The 18,403-nt window shown below is 42.0% G+C and carries 13 protein-coding genes; 5 read left to right on the top strand and 8 right to left on the bottom strand.

The features are described 5' to 3' along the window. Positions 1–138: 138 nt before the first annotated feature. The 3 genes from PL9214_RS04580 to PL9214_RS04570 form a co-directional block, all read right to left on the bottom strand. Complete coding sequence (locus PL9214_RS04580; protein WP_072717664.1) at positions 139–909, bottom strand: PP2C family serine/threonine-protein phosphatase; 771 nt, start codon at positions 907–909, stop codon at positions 139–141. A 41-nt stretch (positions 910–950) separates the two neighbouring features. Beyond that, entirely contained in the window at positions 951–1,613 is a 663-nt protein-coding gene (locus PL9214_RS04575; protein WP_072717663.1) for a vWA domain-containing protein, read from the bottom strand. A gap of 88 nt (positions 1,614–1,701) precedes the next feature. Beyond that, the gene (locus PL9214_RS04570) at positions 1,702–3,702 is read right to left on the bottom strand and encodes an FAD-dependent oxidoreductase (protein WP_072717662.1); all 2,001 of its coding nucleotides are present in this window, start codon (positions 3,700–3,702) and stop codon (positions 1,702–1,704) included. 258 nt (positions 3,703–3,960) lie between these two features. Between PL9214_RS04570 and PL9214_RS04565 the strand changes: the two genes are divergently transcribed. Beyond that, positions 3,961–4,551, top strand: a complete 591-nt coding sequence (locus tag PL9214_RS04565) for a DUF4126 domain-containing protein (protein WP_072717661.1) — start codon at positions 3,961–3,963, stop codon at positions 4,549–4,551. 108 nt (positions 4,552–4,659) lie between these two features. On the opposite strand, the gene hemH is transcribed toward PL9214_RS04565, so the two are convergent. Continuing rightward, complete coding sequence (hemH, locus tag PL9214_RS04560; RefSeq protein ID WP_072717660.1) at positions 4,660–5,823, bottom strand: ferrochelatase; 1,164 nt, start codon at positions 5,821–5,823, stop codon at positions 4,660–4,662. A gap of 102 nt (positions 5,824–5,925) precedes the next feature. Between hemH and PL9214_RS04555 the strand changes: the two genes are divergently transcribed. Next, the gene (locus tag PL9214_RS04555) at positions 5,926–6,552 is read left to right on the top strand and encodes a class I SAM-dependent methyltransferase (RefSeq protein ID WP_072717659.1); all 627 of its coding nucleotides are present in this window, start codon (positions 5,926–5,928) and stop codon (positions 6,550–6,552) included. A 49-nt stretch (positions 6,553–6,601) separates the two neighbouring features. Here PL9214_RS04555 and clpS read toward each other — a convergent pair whose 3' ends face one another. Further along, a complete protein-coding gene (gene clpS / locus PL9214_RS04550) occupies positions 6,602–6,895 on the bottom strand; it encodes an ATP-dependent Clp protease adapter ClpS (protein WP_139295007.1) in 294 nt (97 codons plus the stop codon). A 522-nt stretch (positions 6,896–7,417) separates the two neighbouring features. Here clpS and PL9214_RS04545 point away from each other — a divergent pair. Together PL9214_RS04545 and PL9214_RS04540 are read left to right on the top strand one after the other, a co-directional pair. Next, positions 7,418–7,948: a Uma2 family endonuclease gene (locus tag PL9214_RS04545; RefSeq protein ID WP_072717658.1), complete on the top strand. Its 531-nt coding sequence runs from the start codon at positions 7,418–7,420 to the stop codon at positions 7,946–7,948. A gap of 74 nt (positions 7,949–8,022) precedes the next feature. Further along, positions 8,023–8,610 carry a Uma2 family endonuclease gene (locus PL9214_RS04540; RefSeq protein WP_072717657.1) on the top strand — a complete coding sequence of 196 codons (588 nt, stop codon included), beginning with the start codon at positions 8,023–8,025 and terminating at the stop codon, positions 8,608–8,610. A 389-nt stretch (positions 8,611–8,999) separates the two neighbouring features. Here the strand turns inward: PL9214_RS04540 and PL9214_RS04530 are convergent, their stop codons facing one another. Then, complete coding sequence (locus PL9214_RS04530; RefSeq protein ID WP_072717655.1) at positions 9,000–9,185, bottom strand: type II toxin-antitoxin system HicB family antitoxin; 186 nt, start codon at positions 9,183–9,185, stop codon at positions 9,000–9,002. A 440-nt stretch (positions 9,186–9,625) separates the two neighbouring features. Between PL9214_RS04530 and gltB the strand changes: the two genes are divergently transcribed. After that, positions 9,626–14,248 carry a glutamate synthase large subunit gene (gene gltB, locus PL9214_RS04525; protein ID WP_072717654.1) on the top strand — a complete coding sequence of 1,541 codons (4,623 nt, stop codon included), beginning with the start codon at positions 9,626–9,628 and terminating at the stop codon, positions 14,246–14,248. Positions 14,249–14,522: 274 nt separating this feature from the next. Here the strand turns inward: gltB and PL9214_RS32170 are convergent, their stop codons facing one another. Next, positions 14,523–17,345 carry a WD40 repeat domain-containing protein gene (locus PL9214_RS32170; RefSeq protein WP_072717653.1) on the bottom strand — a complete coding sequence of 941 codons (2,823 nt, stop codon included), beginning with the start codon at positions 17,343–17,345 and terminating at the stop codon, positions 14,523–14,525. Positions 17,346–17,575: 230 nt separating this feature from the next. After that, on the bottom strand, positions 17,576–18,367 hold the full coding sequence (locus PL9214_RS04515; RefSeq protein WP_072717652.1) for a hypothetical protein: 792 nt from the start codon (positions 18,365–18,367) through the stop codon (positions 17,576–17,578). Between the last annotated feature and the right edge of the window lie 36 nt (positions 18,368–18,403).

Below are 18,403 nucleotides of genomic sequence, written 5' to 3'. Positions count from 1 at the left end.
GCCTGCACCACAAGGGTTTTACGATTTTCCAATCACCCATTTAGGTGCTTAACAGCTTAATTAATTTAAGCTTTAGGGTCATCAGTAGCTTAATTTTTAACTTTTGGGAATTAACCCGAATGAATTAGATTAATGCAATTAAGAGTTAAAACTAGCTAAAATTAAGGTTAAATCATCATCGGTTCGTTCGGTTACGCGAGGCGATCGCAAAAATTTAATTAATTGTTCTTTGGCATCGATTTCATCTGTGATACTTTCGACAAATTTAAACAAAGGAGAAAAGAAAGGATGATGAGGTTTTCCTTCAGGCATTTTTAACGCTAACATTTGTAACCCATCGGAAAAAGTTGCTAAATATTTAGGTTGTCCTCCCCAGAGGTTAATTTGTGCTGTTTCAATAGCATTGGGAGCAATTAAAAATACTGTTTCATTCAAATACTCTCCACTGGTGGGAATCGTTAATTCCTGAATATTTCCGGCTTTATCTTCCACAACAATCGCTCCATCTCCTACTTGAGCAACGGCGACTAATTTCGGTGTTGCTATACCTATAATTAAAGTAGTAGCTAACTCTCTAACTTCGATTTCTTGGCTAATAGATTCAGCTTCTAGCGCAGTTTTAGCAACAGTTAAGGCATTTTTTAAATAATCTTGCCAAGGGATATCCTTAGTATTATTATCCTCAGAATTAATCTGTTTTTCTAGGGTTTCTAATGCTGTTTTTACAGCAATATTTGCCCCCAAATCTGCTAATTTTGCCGAACCCGCCCCATCTGCAACCGCCAGAATTATCAAATCTGGGGATAACTGTTTAAAACCGTGAGCATCTTGACAAGGGAGATCCTGTTTTTCATGACTGGTTCCTGTCACTGATGCCGATATAATTTGCCAATTACAAACCTGATTCATTATCACTGATTAACGTATTTAAACACTCACATTTTCTATTATTAAACTGTTCCCCATCCCGGCGGGGGTAAAGCGACTTGTTCATCAACTTTAGAATGAGAAACCGTTTGCATACTTGTTGATAACCAAATAAACATTTCTCGAAAGTCTAACCCCTTCAATTTTAACGGAGTTCTCTGAACAATTTGAGCCAACCGATCTAAATTTGCCCCTTCTACGCCAACGGCAAAAAATGCCACCTGTTTTTTCAATTCTTCCTCTTGAATGCGTCTGGCGGCTTGTTCTGTCACCCGGTCAGTTTCTCCTTGAGGTTCACCATCGGTAATCATAAACACCCAAGGACGATAATAGGTAATCCCATTATTGCGATATTCTGATTTTCTAGCTGCAATTAAATCTAACGCTTGACTAATAGCAGTCCCCATAAAGGTTTGACCTTGGGCAGTTAAGACCGGAGGTTCAAACTGATCAGCCGTGACGAAATCCTGTACAATTTTAACTTGATTATCAAAGGAAATAATTGCCACTTCCACTCGTTTTTTAGCGAGTTCATCTCTAATTAAATCATTTCTAAAGGTCATCAGCCCATCGTTTAAGGCGTCAATGGGAACCCCTTGCATCGATGCGGAGGTATCCAACAACAGCACACAAGGACAGCGAGGTTCTGGATTTTCTGCAAATTCAACGGCTTCTTCTAGTCTCATGATTGTGATCTTCTCAAGTTCCAATTACTAGGATACTATCTCTTGTTCCTTTATTGATAGTTTCAATAGCTAGAAATCTAGCTATGATTTATTTCCAATCTTCCCAAGATTGATTAAAAATTGACATTCCGGGGAATAAAATCGGATTATTATTGCTTTCTAATAATCGTTGTAACTCCTCTAATAAAGGTTCCCGATAAGGTAAATTATCCACTAATTGATAGGGAAAAACTTGTTTTTCTAAGCTAAATGCGGCGGTAGTTCCCGCCGCCGCACCTACTGACCATTCAAAGGAATGAACCCGATAAGCCGCCGCCGCAATATGACTGGTGGCGATACTTTTTCCTGCTACTAATAGATTATCAATTTTTTGAGGAATCATGGCTCTTAACGGAATTTGAAACGGATAAGCTTGTCCTTGTCCTCGACGTTCTCCCTCTCGTTCTGTATTCCCTGGAGTTTCCGGGGGACTTTGGGTTAAACAGGGATGAAAATCTATTGCATAATGACCAATTCCAACGGTATCCGCATAAATTGTAGCCCTAGAACGGGGTTGAATATCAGCAATGGTTTCTTGTCCTGAAAGTACAGGTAAACTATCTAACCCCCCTAAGTTTAACCACAGTAAACGATATTCTTCCGGGGTTAAATTATCACTATACCAATCTTGACGAAAATTATTTCGAGAAATATCAATTTCTGATACCATAAATCCATTTTTATAACCGTAGGAAGGACGACCGATAATTCGTCTCCCTTCTCGCATATAGGGATATTTGGATAAGCCATGAACGGTTCCCATCGGAGAATTTAAGCCGAATAAATATCGATAATTGGGATGTTTTTCTTTAACGCCTTCACCGAGTTGCGAGTCTGTGGTTCCTTCAACTAACCAATAGAAAAACCCTAAAGCATTTTCTTCACCTTTGCGTAAGGTTTCTGTTCTTAACCCCCCCTTCCATCCTCCGGGTTCGAGTTGACCTGTTGCTTCTAATTGGGATTGTGTTAAGATTAAATTATCCACCGATGTTCCCGGTCGATAATCATTGCCCCATGTCCAATTTTGCATTGAAATATCCCCTGGATAAATCGGCCATTCACGGGGATTCGTAGAGCGTTTTTTATTCGGTTTCATACTATGAATTCGCCGATAAGTATAGACTAAATTAAAATTGGCTAATCGGGGCAATTCATAACTATAATAAGGAGCATATTGCTCATAGAATGACGGTTTTTCATGAATTTGGGGGTCGGCGGTTGCTTCCATTGCAAAGGTATAGGTAAACCCTTGGGTACAATAGGGATCTGCGGTTAAACTTGATGCAGTGGGTTCTTGAGGAGAACGGGGATCAATTCCGAGTTGATGAGGAATATTCGTTAAACCAATAATTTCCCCGGTTTCTGTCGCTTCAATAATATACCAATCTGCTCCTTGATCAGCTTTTATTTTAGGGATAAATCGAATAATAGTTTTATTAAAGCGTTGAGAATTTTTATAATTATAAGCATCATCAATTATTTGAGATAAGGGTTCTGTATTTAAGGGCGGTGTTCCGGGTAAAGGTTGATGTTGAATAGCGATCGCTTCGGTAATTTTGTTATTAATAATAGTCAGATCTTTAATCACTGTGGAAGGAAACCAATGTAATCTTCCTTTTCCTTTTTTTTCAGCTTTTTTCAGCATTTTTAGTAATATTTCATTCCCCGCTTCCGGCATAAAACAGGCTTCACTGACCCAACAAGCGCCGGGGTTCAATATTCCATATTTATTTTTAATTCCCTCTCGTAATTCTAAATACCCTCTAGGATATAATAAAAGAGATCGTTGGGTTGGTCGTTCATCTAATGCAGAGGTTCCTTGGGCGGAAATTTGACCCCCTACCCAGTCGGTAATTTCCGTTAAACAAACGGTTTTTCCGGCGAGTAATCCTTCATAAGCAGCAGCACTTCCCGCCAGTCCTCCCCCAACAATTAACAAATCACATTCTACTTTTTGATCAAGGCGAGGAGGGGTTGTTAATGCGAAAGATAAACGGGGATAAAACGAAATTAAACTAATGATTAAAGTAATGATAAATTTGTGAGGCATGGGAGTTATATGTAATCTATTTTTTATAGATATTCAATAAACCTTAAGGTTTTCAGCATTAAATGAACTGGGTTGTTAGAGCTTATTTCAAAAATTATAAACTTTGATAGAGACCGGGTGCGTCTAACCTTGAGAAGATAAAATTTTTATTTTTAACAGAATTGCAATTCAGATCGATACAATAGAAAATAGCACTCTGAACTGGGCTAAAATCCCCGTGTATTTTCCGCGTTAAATGCTCTGTTCCTCACCCTAATTATGATTGAACTCCTTGCGGTGCTATCGGCATCGGCGGCGGCAGGATTAAGAATCGCTTTACCCTTGCTGGTCATTGGCTTACTGCAAAATGATTTATGGTCGCGTGTACCCTTTCTGTCTCGATTTTCACCACAGGTTGTTATCGGGGTTCTCGTCAGTTGGTCATTATTTGAAATTTTTGCATCTAAAAAACTACTGGGACAGCGTATTTTACAAATAATACAATTACTATTTAGCCCCTTTGTGGGTGCTATCATGGGTTTAGCGATCGCAGAAGCCACTCATGTTGAACCTCGCTTATTGTGGATTATTGCAATTGTTAGCGGTCTACTGGCTCTGGTTTTACAATTAGTTCAAACTGGATTATTTTATCGTTTACGAGGTTTACCCGTCTGGGTGATTTTAGGGCAAGATATTCTTTGTGTTTTCCTGGTGATTTTTGCCTTTGATGCGCCTCAACAGGGAGGGTTAATTGCCTTATTATTATTGTGGCTTGCCATTCGGATTTCTAAAGAATGGTATCGCTGGTATAAAAAACAAGGTCAACTCGGAGAACGTAACCCCCGACGTTATAAACGGGAACCGGACTGAGAAGGGGAGAAGGGGAACGGGGGGACGGAGGAGAAATCATTAACTGCTTATGGCTGATGTTTGACCCGCACTCCGCACTCCGCACTCCACACTCCGCACTCCGCACTCCTACAGCAACCCTACGAAATGTAACGGGCCTTGTCCGGTAATGATTTCTAATAAAATTGCCATCATTCCTAACATGGCTAACCGACCATTCCAAACTTCAGCCGTTGTTGTCAGCCCCCATTCCCAACGTTCTTGAGGATACATCTTCGTTTGTTTTCCAGGATGTGCCACATCAGAGAACTTAATATTAGGAGCATCTAACGCTTCTATTACCATTTCTGCTAAATCATTAATAAATACAGGATGGGTATTTAAGGCAGGAACTCGATGGAATTTTTCAATTCCAGATTCTTCCGCCAGTTCTCGATATTCCATATCAATTTCTTCTAATGTTTCGATATGCTCAGAGACAAAACTAATGGGAACTACCACTAATTCTTTAACCCCTTGTTCTGCTAATTCAGGAATAGCTTCTTCGGTATAAGGTTTCAACCATTCCACCGGGCCAACACGACTTTGATAAGCTAAAACATGGGGGTTAGGACGATTTAACGTCTGCATAATTGCCGCCGTACACCCTTCAATTTCATCTCGGTAGGGGTCTCCAGCTTCTTCAACATAACTCACGGGAACACCATGAGCACTAAAGAAAATCGGAACTTGTTCAGGATTTTCGCAATGGGCAATTTCTTGAGCAATTAATTCCACCATTGCTTGTAAATAACCGGGGCGGTTATACCAGGACGGAATCACTGTATAATCAATTTTTTGTAAACTGGGATCTTGTTGCCAAAGTTTTTCTAAAACTCGAAAACTGGAACCACTGGTACTAATTGAAAATTGCGGATATAAAGGTAAAATAACTAATTGTTCGATTTGATCACGTTTAATTTTAGCTACCGCTTCTTCGGTAAAGGGGTTCCAATAGCGCATCCCCACATACACCCGAATATCCTGACCTTTCTCTTGTAAAGACCCTTGTAACGCCAGAGCTTGTTCTTCGGTAATCCGTCGCAGGGGAGAACCGCCCCCAATGGCTTTATAATTTTCTTGGGATTTCTTATAGCGTATGGTGGAAATCATCCAAGCCAGAGGTTTCTGCATCCAAGCAAAGGGCAAACGGATAATTTCTGGGTCTGAAAATAGATTATACAAAAAGGGGCGAACATCTTGCAGTTGCTCTGGCCCGCCCAGATTTAGCAGTAAGACTCCGACTCGTCCCATAGCGGTCACAGGTTTCCTATCCTAAGATTTATTAACTATTTTAATAATATATTGTCCTTGTGGGTTAAGTCGATCTTTTCACTTATAAAAATTTTTCTCAATATGGCAACCATCCTCAGAAGCTTAAGTTACCGTTATCAATGGCTGTATGATACAATTTCCCGACTCGCTGCCTTGAGTGTTGGAGGGGAGAGTCGGTTTCGGGAGTTAGCACTAACGGGGTTGACGCTCAACCCCCAAACCCAGGTTTTGGACTTATGTTGTGGAAGTGGACAAGCAACATCGGTGTTAGTCAAGTATTCTCAGAATGTGACGGGGTTGGATGCGTCTCCCCTCTCTCTCAAACGTGCCCAAAATAATGTTCCTCAAGCGCAATATGTAGAAGCGTTTGCAGAAAATATGCCCTTTGCAGATAACAGCTTTGATGTCGTTCACACCAGCGCTGCGTTACATGAGATGAACCCTGAACAATTGCAACAAATTCTCAATGAAGTTTATCGCGTTCTCAAACCGGGGGGGACTTTTACCCTCGTTGACTTCCATCCTCCGACAAATCCCCTGTTCTGGCCGGGGGTAGCGTTATTTCTCTGGTTATTTGAAACGGAAACGGCTTGGCAACTGTTAAAAACAGATGTACCTCAATTACTATCACAAATTGGCTTTACTGTCAATCCCCCTCAACTTTATGCGGGAGGAAGTTTACAAGTAATTCAGGGTGTTAAACCTTGAGCCTTTCTATCTGTTTTTGGAATAGAAAATATCGGTCTAGGTTCCCGAATTAAGCTTTTTCTAAAGGTGCCATTGTTAACCCTTCTCGACTTAATTGTTGATGATAGAGTTCAGCTTGTTCTTGGGGGCCGACCCATACCGTTGCTTGACCGTCATAATGAACTTGATTCGTTAATTCCCAAGCGAGATCACTGGTCATCCCCGGAATATATTTCATCAAACAATTAGCAACGTGCTGAAACGTATTAAAATCATCATTTAACACAATAACCTTATAATTCGGATAGGGTTGATTAACGGTTTGGCTGGCGCGAGTTGGTGCAACAGTAGGGGAACTGGTCATCCCTTGAATTGAAGCTAAAATCTTTTTACTCATATCAATCACCCTCATTTCAATCTCAATACACATTAAAGAATAATTTTTTATCCTCATTCACCCCAACCCTGTCAGTTTTGGGTCGTGATGAAAGTTATTATACCTTAACTGGGGGATTGCCGTTGTCAATTTTATCAGGAGAAGATGTTTTACCCGGATTCTTATTAGATTTAACCTTAATTTTGTCAACCCGTAGTAAGCCCTTCAGGGCTATATAAACCTGGTTTCTTAAATAGTTTATTTCCTAACCAAAAGATAACTATAGAAACCCCGTTTCTGTTTACCGACTTTGGGTAATCTCCCTGAACTTACGGTTAACGCTGTCATTAGTTCGTAGTGAGTCCTTTAGGACTCTCAGAAAGCCCTTCAGGGCTTACTACGTTTTAGTGGTCAACGGTTAAAAATCCTTAATCTACTTTGGGCGGTATGATCGTAGAGGATAGAAAAGTTTTGTCTAAGCCAGAAAGTGAAATTTTGGGAAGCGGCATTATGAAGTCAGTCACAAAAATCTCACTCGCAGAGTTTCTTTCTCAACCCAATATTGAGGCTTCTCCCGCATGGGAATTAATTAATGACCAACCGAGTCAAAAACCAATGCCAACGCTGTTTCATTCACGGTTACAACGCAATCTCGTTAATTATATTAATCAGCATACCAATCAGTTTGAGGCGGTGCAAGAATTACGTTGTCTAGTTCCTCCCTACTCACCTGTACCCGATATTGCTATTATTAATTGCGATCGCCTTGCTGATGAAGATGGGCCATTTAACGGATCTCCAGATTGGTTAATTGAAATTCGCTCACCAGATCAAAATACTTTAGACTTACAAAAGAAGATTCTGCATTGTTTGAGTAACGAAACACAATTAGCTTGGTTAATTGATATTTCTCGTCAACAAGTTTGGGTGTGGTGGGGTGATGAATTACCCTTAGTTTGTTCAGGTTTAGATATTTTGCCAACTTTGGGTGAGCTTCCTGAACTTACAGTTAACGCTGTGATGGGGATGACTCAGCGATAGTATTTTCCCTAAATCTATTCGTAATTAGAGATTTGATAAGTTAAAATAGAATAGGAAAATCCGGGTATAATTTTATGGATATTAGAACAATTAATTTACCCATTCCTTTAGAATTAACATTAGATTTAACAGAAGATCAATTTTATGAATTATGCCAGAAAAATCAAGACTTAAAATTTGAACGAAACCGCTCAGGAGTGCTAAAGATTATGTCACCAACGGGGGGAGAAACCAGCCATCGTAACTTTAATATTGCGGTGGAACTAGGCATCTGGAACAAACAAACTAAACTCGGTATCGCTTTTGATTCTTCTGGAGGGTTTAAACTTCCCAATGGTGCAGATCGTTCTCCTGATGTATCATGGATTAGAAGCGATCGCTGGTTCAGTTTAACACCGCAACAACGGGAAAAATTTGTGCCTTTATGCCCTGATTTTGTGGTAGAATTACGTCCATCTAGCGATTCTCTTAAATCCCTACAAGATAAAATGAATGAATATCGAGAGAATGGTGCAAAATTAGGATGGTTAATTGATCCGAAACATAAACGAGTTGAAATTTATCGTCCTCAACAAGAAGTCGAAATATTAGAAAATCCCACGACCTTATCAGGAGAAGATATTTTACCCGGATTCTTATTAGATTTAACCTTAATTTGGTAAACCCGTAGTAAGCCCTTCAGGGCTATAGAAATCGGGTTTCTGTAATAGTTTATTTCCTAACCACAAGATAACTATAGCAATCCTAAATGATTTTCTATGTATAAGTATACTGATGAATTTTGGGAAAATCAAATTTATGTTCTTTGGTAAAGAACTCAAACAAAAATTTGATAATCTTAAACGACTTGCATAAATACCAATACTTCCTCAAAAAGTTTTTCGCTTGTAACCAAATATCTTCAACCGGATTTTGTTGCGGAGCATTAGGAGCAAATAAAATACAAGTAATTAAAAAATCATCAGGTTCTTTATCCCCATTTATTAATGATTTAGGACTGCTATATATATAGTAACTCCGCTCAAGAGGTCAAACAAATCTATAGGGAAAATCAAATAGCATTTAAACTTTCAATATATAATTCAATTGCTTCTGTAATATTATCAATGGCTTCTTCAAAGGAATCTCCTTGAGAATGACAACCTTTGAGAATAGGACAAAAAGCATGATAACCGACCTCGGGTTCTTTTTGCAGAATAACGGTATAATTGTAAACTTGTTTATTATTGTTATCCATAGGTTTTTAACGGATTAGTAATCTACCGAGTTTTACCTCAATATCATTTCATAATAACTTACAGTTCTCTCCTGTAAATCCCCGGTTTCTGAATCCGATTTACCTCAAGGGAAGAAAAGACTCACGGCTTGAGCAATAACTTAGAAACAAAAGTAACGATAGTTTAAGCGATCGCAATTATTTTTAGTTTTGTTAGGGATTATTAATAATTCACTCCAACCCCGACAATAAAGGAGATAGACGCGATCGCGCTTAATGATTTTCCCAATCATCCCCGTTCCACTTCCTTAAAGTTTTCCTTAAGATATACCATTAGAACTCTGTCTAATTGGAGAATAGAGCATAATTTAGGTCATTCCCTCCTTGAACAACGCATTCGTCACCCTGACAAACGGTTCATTCCTATCCCTCTGGTCATAGATAACGTTAAATTAATTGCAATGAATACTCAAGCATTCCCCGAAAAACAAGGTCTCTACGATCCTCAATTTGAGCACGACGCCTGTGGGGTCGGGTTCATCGTCCATCAGAAGGGGCAAAAATCCCATGATATTGTTGAAAATGCCTTAACCATATTACTCAACCTCGACCATCGCGGCGCCTGTGGCTGTGAAGTCAATACGGGGGATGGCGCTGGAATTTTAATGCAAGTTCCCCATAAATTCCTTAAAAAAGTGGCGGCGGCGGAGAATATTAATTTACCCGAACCCGGACAATATGGGGTGGGGATGATTTATAGTTCCCCTGACCCCCAACAGCGCCAAAAAGGTCGGGAGATTTTAGAAAAAATTGTTACCGAAGAAGGTCAAACTGTTCTCGGTTGGCGGGATGTCCCTACAGATCATTCCAGTTTAGGAAATACCGCCCAGTCCAGTGAACCCTTTATGCAGCAGGTGTTTATTGGTCGTAACCCTAATATTAGCGATGATCTGGTGTTTGAACGCAAACTCTATGTGATTCGTAAATTATCTCATACCGAAATTCGCGTTCCTGGTGCTGATCCTTATTGGTATATTTCCAGTCTGTCCTGTCGGACAATGGTGTATAAAGGGATGTTGATGCCTGTGCAGGTGGGACAATATTACCCGGAACTGCATGATCCTGATATGGAGAGTGCGTTGGCGTTGGTTCACTCTCGCTTCAGTACCAATACCTTCCCCAGTTGGGAACGTTCTCACCCCTATCGTTATATTGCCCATAACGGCGAAATTAATACCCTCCGAGGCAATATTAACTGGATGACCGCCCGCCAGTCGATGTTTGAGTCCGAACTGTTTGGCGATGATCTCAAGAAAATTCAACCCGTCATTAACGTTAACGGAAGTGACTCGACAATTTTTGATAATGCTTTAGAATTGTTAGTCTTAGCAGGGCGATCGCTTCCCCATGCGGTGATGATGATGATCCCCGAACCTTGGACAGCCCACGAGTCCATGAGTGAGGAGAAAAAAGCCTTTTATGAATACCATTCCTGCTTAATGGAACCTTGGGATGGCCCCGCTTCTATTGCGTTTACCGATGGGACAATGATGGGGGCTGTCCTCGACCGCAACGGGTTACGACCTTCCCGCTATTATGTAACAAAGGATGATCTGGTAATTATGGCATCGGAAGCCGGAGTTCTCCCCATCGAACCGGAACGAGTCGCCTATAAAGGTCGTTTGCAACCGGGGCGGATGTTCCTGGTGGATATGGAACAAGGGCGGATCATTGCCGATGAGGAAATTAAGTCTAAAATTGCCACAGAACAACCTTATCGGGAATGGTTGAACCAGCATTTAGTCACCCTGGAGAATTTACAAGACCCCGTAGAGACGAGCCTCGCAGACCCCGTAGAGACGCGCCATGGCGCGTCTCTACAGGAGACTTTGGTGCAGCTACAAACCGCCTTTGGCTATACCTTTGAAGACTTGCGGCTGTTGTTAACCCCAATGGCGCGGGATGGGGTTGAGGCGGTGGGTTCGATGGGAACCGATACCCCCTTAGCAGTGTTATCCGACCGCCCGAAACTGTTGTATGAGTATTTCCAACAACTGTTTGCTCAGGTTACAAACCCCCCCATTGACTCCATTCGGGAAGAAATTATTACCTCGGCGGAAACTACCATCGGGGCGGAACGCAACTTATTAAAACCCGAACCCCAAAGCTGTCATCTGATCAAACTCAAAACCCCCATTCTCAGTAATGCCGAATTAGCAAAACTGAAAGCGGTTAACGAAGATGGATTTCACGGGATTACCCTGCCAATTCTGTTTAACCCCAAAGATGGGGTAAATGGTTTAGAAGCAGCCATGAAGGAGATTTTTGAGCAGGCTGATAAGGCAATTGAGGACGGGGTGAACCTCTTGATTTTGAGCGATCGCGGTGTTGATGCCAATCATGCTCCCATTCCCGCTTTATTGGCGGTATCTGGTTTACATCATCATCTGATTCGTCAAGGAACTCGCACCCGCGTTGGTATTATTTTAGAATCCGGTGAACCACGAGAAGTCCATCATTTTGCCGTTTTAATCGGGTATGGTTGCTGTGCCATTAATCCTTATATGGCGTTTGAAAGTATCCACGATATGATCTCTCAAGGATTATTAGTCGGGGTAGACTATAAAACCGCCTGTAAGAATTACGTTAAAGCAGCAACAAAAGGCGTCATTAAAGTCGCTTCAAAAATTGGAATTTCCACCCTACAAAGTTATCGGGGAGCCCAAATTTTTGAAGCCATTGGGTTAAATCAATCGGTGATTGATCGATACTTTAGTTGGACGGCTTCTCGCATTCAAGGCGCTGATTTAGAAGTAATAGCAAAAGAAGCTATTTTACGTCATACCAATGCCTTTCCTGACCGTCCGGGTGATCAAACTCCAACCCTGGATGTGGGGGGAGAATATCAATGGCGTAAAGACGGAGAAGCCCATTTACTCAGTCCAGAAGCGATTCATTCTCTACAAAAAGCGGTGAAGGTGGGGGATTATGAATTGTTCAAAAAATATGCTCAGTTGGTGAATGAACAAAACCAGAAATATTTCACTTTGCGGGGTTTATTACAATTCAAAGATCGTCAACCCATTCCTATCGAAGAAGTTGAACCCATTGAAGCCATTATGAAACGCTTTAAAACTGGGGCGATGAGTTATGGTTCAATTTCTAAAGAAGCTCATGAAACCTTAGCGATCGCGATGAACCGCATTGGTGGTAAGTCTAACACAGGAGAAGGCGGCGAAGACCCAGAACGCTATACCTGGACAAACGAACAAGGGGACTCGAAAAATAGCGCCATTAAGCAAGTCGCCTCCGGTCGGTTTGGGGTCACGAGTTTGTACCTGTCCCAAGCTAAGGAAATCCAAATCAAAATGGCACAGGGGGCTAAACCCGGAGAAGGGGGACAACTCCCCGGACGTAAGGTTTATCCGTCTATTGCTAAAGTTCGTCACTCAACGCCGGGGGTGGGTTTAATTTCGCCTCCGCCTCACCACGATATCTATTCGATTGAGGACTTAGCCGAATTAATCCACGACCTGAAAAACTCCAACCGTAAAGCTCGGATTAGTGTGAAATTAGTCTCAGAAGTCGGAGTGGGAACCATTGCCGCTGGGGTTGCTAAAGCCCATGCAGACGTGGTTCTGATTTCCGGGTTTGATGGCGGGACGGGTGCATCTCCCCAAACCTCAATTAAACACGCCGGACTGCCTTGGGAGTTGGGGTTAGCGGAAACCCATCAAACCCTGGTGTTGAATAATTTGCGATCGCGCATTGCCGTCGAAACCGATGGTCAGATGAAGACCGGACGGGATGTGGTAATTGCTGCGTTGTTAGGGGCTGAAGAGTTTGGCTTCTCAACCGCACCGTTAGTCACCTTGGGTTGTATTATGATGCGGGTGTGCCACTTGAATACCTGTCCAGCCGGAATTGCCACCCAAAACCCCAAACTGCGGGAAAGCTTCACCGGAGAACCGGAACACACCGTTAACTTTATGAAGTTCATCGCCCAGGAAGTGCGGGAACTGATGGCGGAGTTAGGTTTCCGCAGCTTAACTGAAATGGTGGGACGCACGGATGTATTAGAACCCAAAAAAGCCGTTGACCATTGGAAAGCCAAAGGCATTGACCTCTCAAAAATCCTGTATCAACCGGAAGTTGGGGAAGATATCGGCCGTTATTGTCAAATTCCTCAAGATCACGGGTTAGATAAATCGTTGGATATTACGGTGTTACTGGATTTGTGTAAACCTGCCATTGAGAAAGGGGAGAAAGTCAGTGCTACCTTACCGATTAAAAATATTAACCGGGCGGTAGGAACGATTTTAGGCAATGAAATTACCAAAAACCATTGGCAGGGTTTACCGGAAGATACGGTGCATCTCCATTTCCAAGGCAGTGCAGGTCAAAGCTTCGGGGCGTTTGTTCCCAAGGGGGTAACGTTAGAATTAGAAGGGGATGCTAACGATTATGTCGGCAAGGGGTTAAGCGGAGGTAAAATTATTATTTATCCCCCTTCTCAATCCACATTTATCCCCGAAGAAAATATTATTATCGGGAATGTAGCCTTATATGGGGCGACGGGGGGAGAAGTCTATATCCGAGGGTTAGCGGGTGAACGTTTCGGCGTGCGTAACTCTGGCGTGAGTGCGGTTGTGGAAGGCGTGGGTGATCACGGTTGTGAATATATGACCGGAGGTAAGGTCGTTGTTCTCGGTACTACTGGACGTAACTTTGCGGCGGGAATGAGTGGCGGAATTGCTTATATCTTGGATGAAACGGGGGATTTTGCCACTCGTTGTAATCCGTCAATGGCGGATTTAGAAAAGTTGGAAGACCCAGAAGAAATTAATCAGGTTTACCAATTAATTGCTAAACACGCCGAGTATACCAAGAGTCAAAAAGCGCTGAAAATTTTGGCTCATTGGACGGAAATGATTCCGACGTTTGTTAAAGTGATTCCACGAGATTATAAGCGGGTTTTAGAAGCCTTAAAAGAAGCTGAACAATCCGGTTTAACAGGGGATGAAGCGTTAACAGCAGCGTTTGAAGCCAATTCCCGTGATGTGGCGCGGGTTGGCGGAAGTTAAAACTCTGGGGGCTCAGAAACCGGGTTTCTTAAGTTATCTTTCGGTTGAGAAACGAAGTTATGACAGAAATCCGGTTTCTCGGTGTTCTGTCGATACTCTTGTGGGGGCTCAGAAACCGGGTTTCTTAACCTATCTCTCGGTTGAGCAACAAAGATTATGACAGAAACCCGGTTTCTCGAACTCTCGGTGGGGACTCAGAAACCGGGTTTCTCAATCAATCTCTCGGTTGAGGAACAAAAGTTATTGCAGAAACCCGGTTTCTCAGAGTCAGAGGTCACACTACCCGCCAAATCTTAATCGTGTTGTAATCACCACAACACACAAGAGTCTGCCCATCCGGGCTGATGGTGAGGGACTTAACCTCATCAGAATACTCAGAATGCCCAGTCAGGGTGCCAAGTTCCTGCCCCGTACTCAAATCCCAAATCATAATCTCGTCATCACCACCACTCACAAGGGTCTGCCCATCCGGGCTGATGGCGAGGGACAGAACCCACATCAAATCCACAGTGAGGGTACGAAGTTCTACGCCCGTACTCAACTGCCAAATCTTAATCGTGTTGTCATTACCACCACCCATAAAACTCACAACAGTATGACTACTCGCAAGAATTTGCCCATCCGGGCTGATGGCGAGGGACAGAACCGAGCCATCCCCTTCCAGGGTACGAAGTTTTTCGCCCGTACTTAACTGCCAAACCGTAATCGTGTTGTCATCACTGCCACTCACAACAGTCTGCCCATCTGGGCTGATGGCGAGGGAATTAATCAAGCGATCCCCTTCCATGGTGTGGAGTTCCTGCCCCGTACTCAACTGCCAAATCTTAATTTTATTGATTGTATTGTAATCATTGCCCATCACAACAGTATAAGACTCCCAATTGAAATAACCGCTCCTCACAACAGTATGACTGCTACTGACAAGAATTTGCCCATCCGGGCTGATGGCTAGAGAATTAATCAAGCCATCCCCTTCCAGGGTGCGAAGTTCCTGCCCCGTACTCAACTGCCAAATCTTAATCGTGTTGTCACTACTGCCACTCACAACAGTCTGCCCATCCGGGCTAATGGCGACGGAATTAACCGAGTCAGAATGCCCAGTCAGGGTGCGAAGTTCTTCGCCCGTACTCAACTGCCAAATCTTAATCGTGTTGTCATCACTACCACTGACAAGAATTTGCCCATCCGGGCTAATGGCGAGGGACTTAACCCAGCCAGAATGCCCAAGGGTGCAAGCAACTGAGGCATTTTCTAGCTTGCGTTTGCGCTCAATTTCTAGTTGACGTTGACGTTCGGTTTCCTGACGTTTGCGTTCCGCTTCTCGTTGTCGCTGACGTTCGACTTCTTGTTGGCGTTTGCGTTCAATTTCCAGTTGTTGCTGACCTTCGGCTTCCAGTTGTCGCTGATGTTCGGCTTCTTGTTGACGTTTATATTCCGCTTCTTTGCGCTGCATCTCCTCCGAAATCATTTTTTGGTGTTGACTTTCCCCAATAGCAGCCAAACACCCATTCAGCTTTTCCACATATTCTTTATCCCACACAGTCAAAGCTGATGTAACAGCTTCTAATAAGTCTAAAAAACTCAGTTTTTGTTTTTCAACAGAAGAAACCTGATTTCTCAACATCAGCCAAACTTGTATCGAATACTCAATCTGTTTTCTTGCCCAAGATTGATCGGGTAAATGACTCAAACTCAGCGCTAAATCTAAATATAAATCGGGAATCAGATGCGGGCGATCGCATCCCGCTAACTGATAAAGACTTTGATAACTAGAAACAATCTCACCCACCAACATTTGCTTCAAACTTTCACTCGGCACCTTTTCCAATAAACTCGGCAACAGTTCGGGCAATTTCGGACGCACATCAGCATGGGAGAAATGATAGCGATCCGCCAGCAAACCCACTAAAATACAATGGCAAATTCCTAAAAACTGCGCCAGTTCTTGAATATACTTTTCTTCCTTAACGTTATATTTGTAATCTCGATCTCCCGTGAAGCCAAACTCCCGATCTTCCTCCTCCTCTTCTAAAATTAATAAATTCAGTTCATCATCCCCACCCCGTCGCTGAATCTCATCTAAACTTCTGCCTTTATCTAACAAAATCATTCGGTATTCTCGCCATTTTTCAGCATATTGACGGGCGATGGGATATAACACTTCTTTCCAAGGAATCGTTAGAACTTTTTCATAATGGGGGACGGTTTCTAACATATCCCAACCTGCTAAATAAATTCGCAGCAAATCCCCATCAATTTTAGATTCTAAAACGAGAGTCGGAATGGATTTGAGAACATGATGCAGAACATCCACTGCACTTTTGCCATGAGATGATTTGCTTTCCCAATCTGCCCCTTGATATCTGATCGGTCTGTCCTGACTGGTGAGAGGATAATGTTTGCAAAATTCTTGCACTTCATCGGTTAAGCGGGATTCAATCCGACTAAAACCTTGGGCAGCATTGGGGAATTTTTCAAACTCTAATGCAGGGGGTGATATAATGACTAATAAAGGAATATTTCGATAATTATCTTGATAGCTTTTATAAGCTTTTAAGATCACACTAGCGGGGGTTTTTAGCGGGAAAGTGTCTCGAATTTCTTTATCATCAGCAAGTTCTATTGCATTTAACAATTGAACACGAGATAAAATCAGTTGAGTTTCCCGACGGTATTCTTCTAAACGTTGTTCATGTTGTAAGCGTCTTGCTAACTGTTCGGCTTCAAAATCTTGTCGTTTTTGCAATCGCGCATTTTCGCAAAACTGCCGATAGTCTTCAAGTTCTCGATTAAATTTTTGTCGCACTCCTTCTAAAGCCGCTTGAAATTCTTGCCCCCTCGTTTGCATCGCAATTTGAGCATCGATTCTTACTGCTTCTAAAGACGCTTGAAATTCTTGTTGACGTTCTTGTAAGTTCAATTGAGAAGCACTTCTGAAGATTTCTATATTTTTTTGAAATTCTTGGCGATTTTCTTCTAAATAAATTTGACTGTTAATTTGATCAATTACATTTTGTCTTTGCGTCCTCGCAATCATTGTTTGTACAAAAAAACCTTGACTTGCTGTTATCATTCCTTGTGCAAAATCCCAAACCATTTTAATTCCTCCTGGGGTTTTCAGAAACCGGGTTTCTTCCAGAAACCCGGTTTCTTGGGTTTTTAGTTAACTTTTAGTTTGTCCTCGTTCCAATGCTCTGCATTGGAATGCTGTTTTGAGGCTCCGCCTCCTGTTAGAATAGGAGGCAGAGCCTCCGTGATCTGATTTCAAGGTAGAACCTTGAAACTAGAAATCAGAAAAGCGATCGCAGAAACTCAGTTTCTATTATGTTAACTTTTGGTACAGGTATTAAAAACTAATGTAGCTGCCGCCCAACGCGCTGTATCTCCGGTAGCAAATAGCTTTCCTGAAGGAGTATAAGCACTTCCTGAAGGGGTGACATAACCAATTTTATTTCCATCAGCATCATATACATTCAAATCCGCCCCCAAACGTCCAATATATTCACCGCTACGATAAAATTTATGTCCATCAACCGTTCCCGCTTTTCCCCATCCTGAACAATGCCACCAAACCGTATTTCCACTAAAATCAATGGATTTATTATCACTAGGTGTAATCGCTCCAGAATCGGTATAATTTAACGTTTGGGGCTGATGTTCTAAGGAATAAGCCGAGGCATTTTCTGGGTGATAGGCAAATGATAAATGTTCTTGAGAATAATGTTCTGTTGGATGAGATAAAGCGGTTAACTCCAAATTTTGATTAGTTTGATGAAAGGGATCTGTTATTGTATTATGGGAATGATGGAACGGATCGGAAAGCGGATGAATTGAGGGATCTGTTAAATGATGATTCTCTCCAGAATGAGTTAAAGGATGTTGTTCAATTCCTGTGTGATGAAATCCTGAATTAAAAGGATTAGAATGATCAGAAAAATGATGTTGATTTTCAATACCCGAATGGTGTAAACTCTGATTAGGATCAGTGTGTAATCCCTGACTGATAGAATCAGGGTGTTGTAAAAAGTTTTGAGAATCAGCAGATTGAGAGTGACTATGGGGATGTAACTCTATTCCCAAAGATTGGATTAAATGATCAAGTTGGGAATCGCCACTCAACGAGGAATTGTTGAGTCACAAAAGTTATGGCAGAAA

It is taken from the genome of Planktothrix tepida PCC 9214, assembly GCF_900009145.1.
Taxonomy (GTDB): Bacteria; Cyanobacteriota; Cyanobacteriia; order Cyanobacteriales; family Microcoleaceae; genus Planktothrix; species Planktothrix tepida.
The sequence above is the reverse complement of the archived record's forward strand: the minus strand, read 5'-3'. Positions and strand labels throughout refer to the sequence as shown.

Excerpts from the sequence above, each read along its gene's own strand:
- gltB (WP_072717654.1), top strand. The coding sequence starts at position 9,626 with ATGAATACTCAAGCATTCCCCGAAAAACAAGGTCTCTACGATCCTCAA.
- PL9214_RS04545 (WP_072717658.1), top strand. The coding sequence starts at position 7,418 with ATGAAGTCAGTCACAAAAATCTCACTCGCAGAGTTTCTTTCTCAACCC.
- hemH (WP_072717660.1), bottom strand. The coding sequence starts at position 5,823 with ATGGGACGAGTCGGAGTCTTACTGCTAAATCTGGGCGGGCCAGAGCAA.
- PL9214_RS04540 (WP_072717657.1), top strand. The coding sequence starts at position 8,023 with ATGGATATTAGAACAATTAATTTACCCATTCCTTTAGAATTAACATTA.
- clpS (WP_139295007.1), bottom strand. The coding sequence starts at position 6,895 with ATGACCAGTTCCCCTACTGTTGCACCAACTCGCGCCAGCCAAACCGTT.
- PL9214_RS04570 (WP_072717662.1), bottom strand. The coding sequence starts at position 3,702 with ATGCCTCACAAATTTATCATTACTTTAATCATTAGTTTAATTTCGTTT.
- PL9214_RS04580 (WP_072717664.1), bottom strand. The coding sequence starts at position 909 with ATGAATCAGGTTTGTAATTGGCAAATTATATCGGCATCAGTGACAGGA.
- PL9214_RS32170 (WP_072717653.1), bottom strand. The coding sequence starts at position 17,345 with ATGGTTTGGGATTTTGCACAAGGAATGATAACAGCAAGTCAAGGTTTT.
- PL9214_RS04575 (WP_072717663.1), bottom strand. The coding sequence starts at position 1,613 with ATGAGACTAGAAGAAGCCGTTGAATTTGCAGAAAATCCAGAACCTCGC.
- PL9214_RS04555 (WP_072717659.1), top strand. The coding sequence starts at position 5,926 with ATGGCAACCATCCTCAGAAGCTTAAGTTACCGTTATCAATGGCTGTAT.
- PL9214_RS04530 (WP_072717655.1), bottom strand. The coding sequence starts at position 9,185 with ATGGATAACAATAATAAACAAGTTTACAATTATACCGTTATTCTGCAA.
- PL9214_RS04565 (WP_072717661.1), top strand. The coding sequence starts at position 3,961 with ATGATTGAACTCCTTGCGGTGCTATCGGCATCGGCGGCGGCAGGATTA.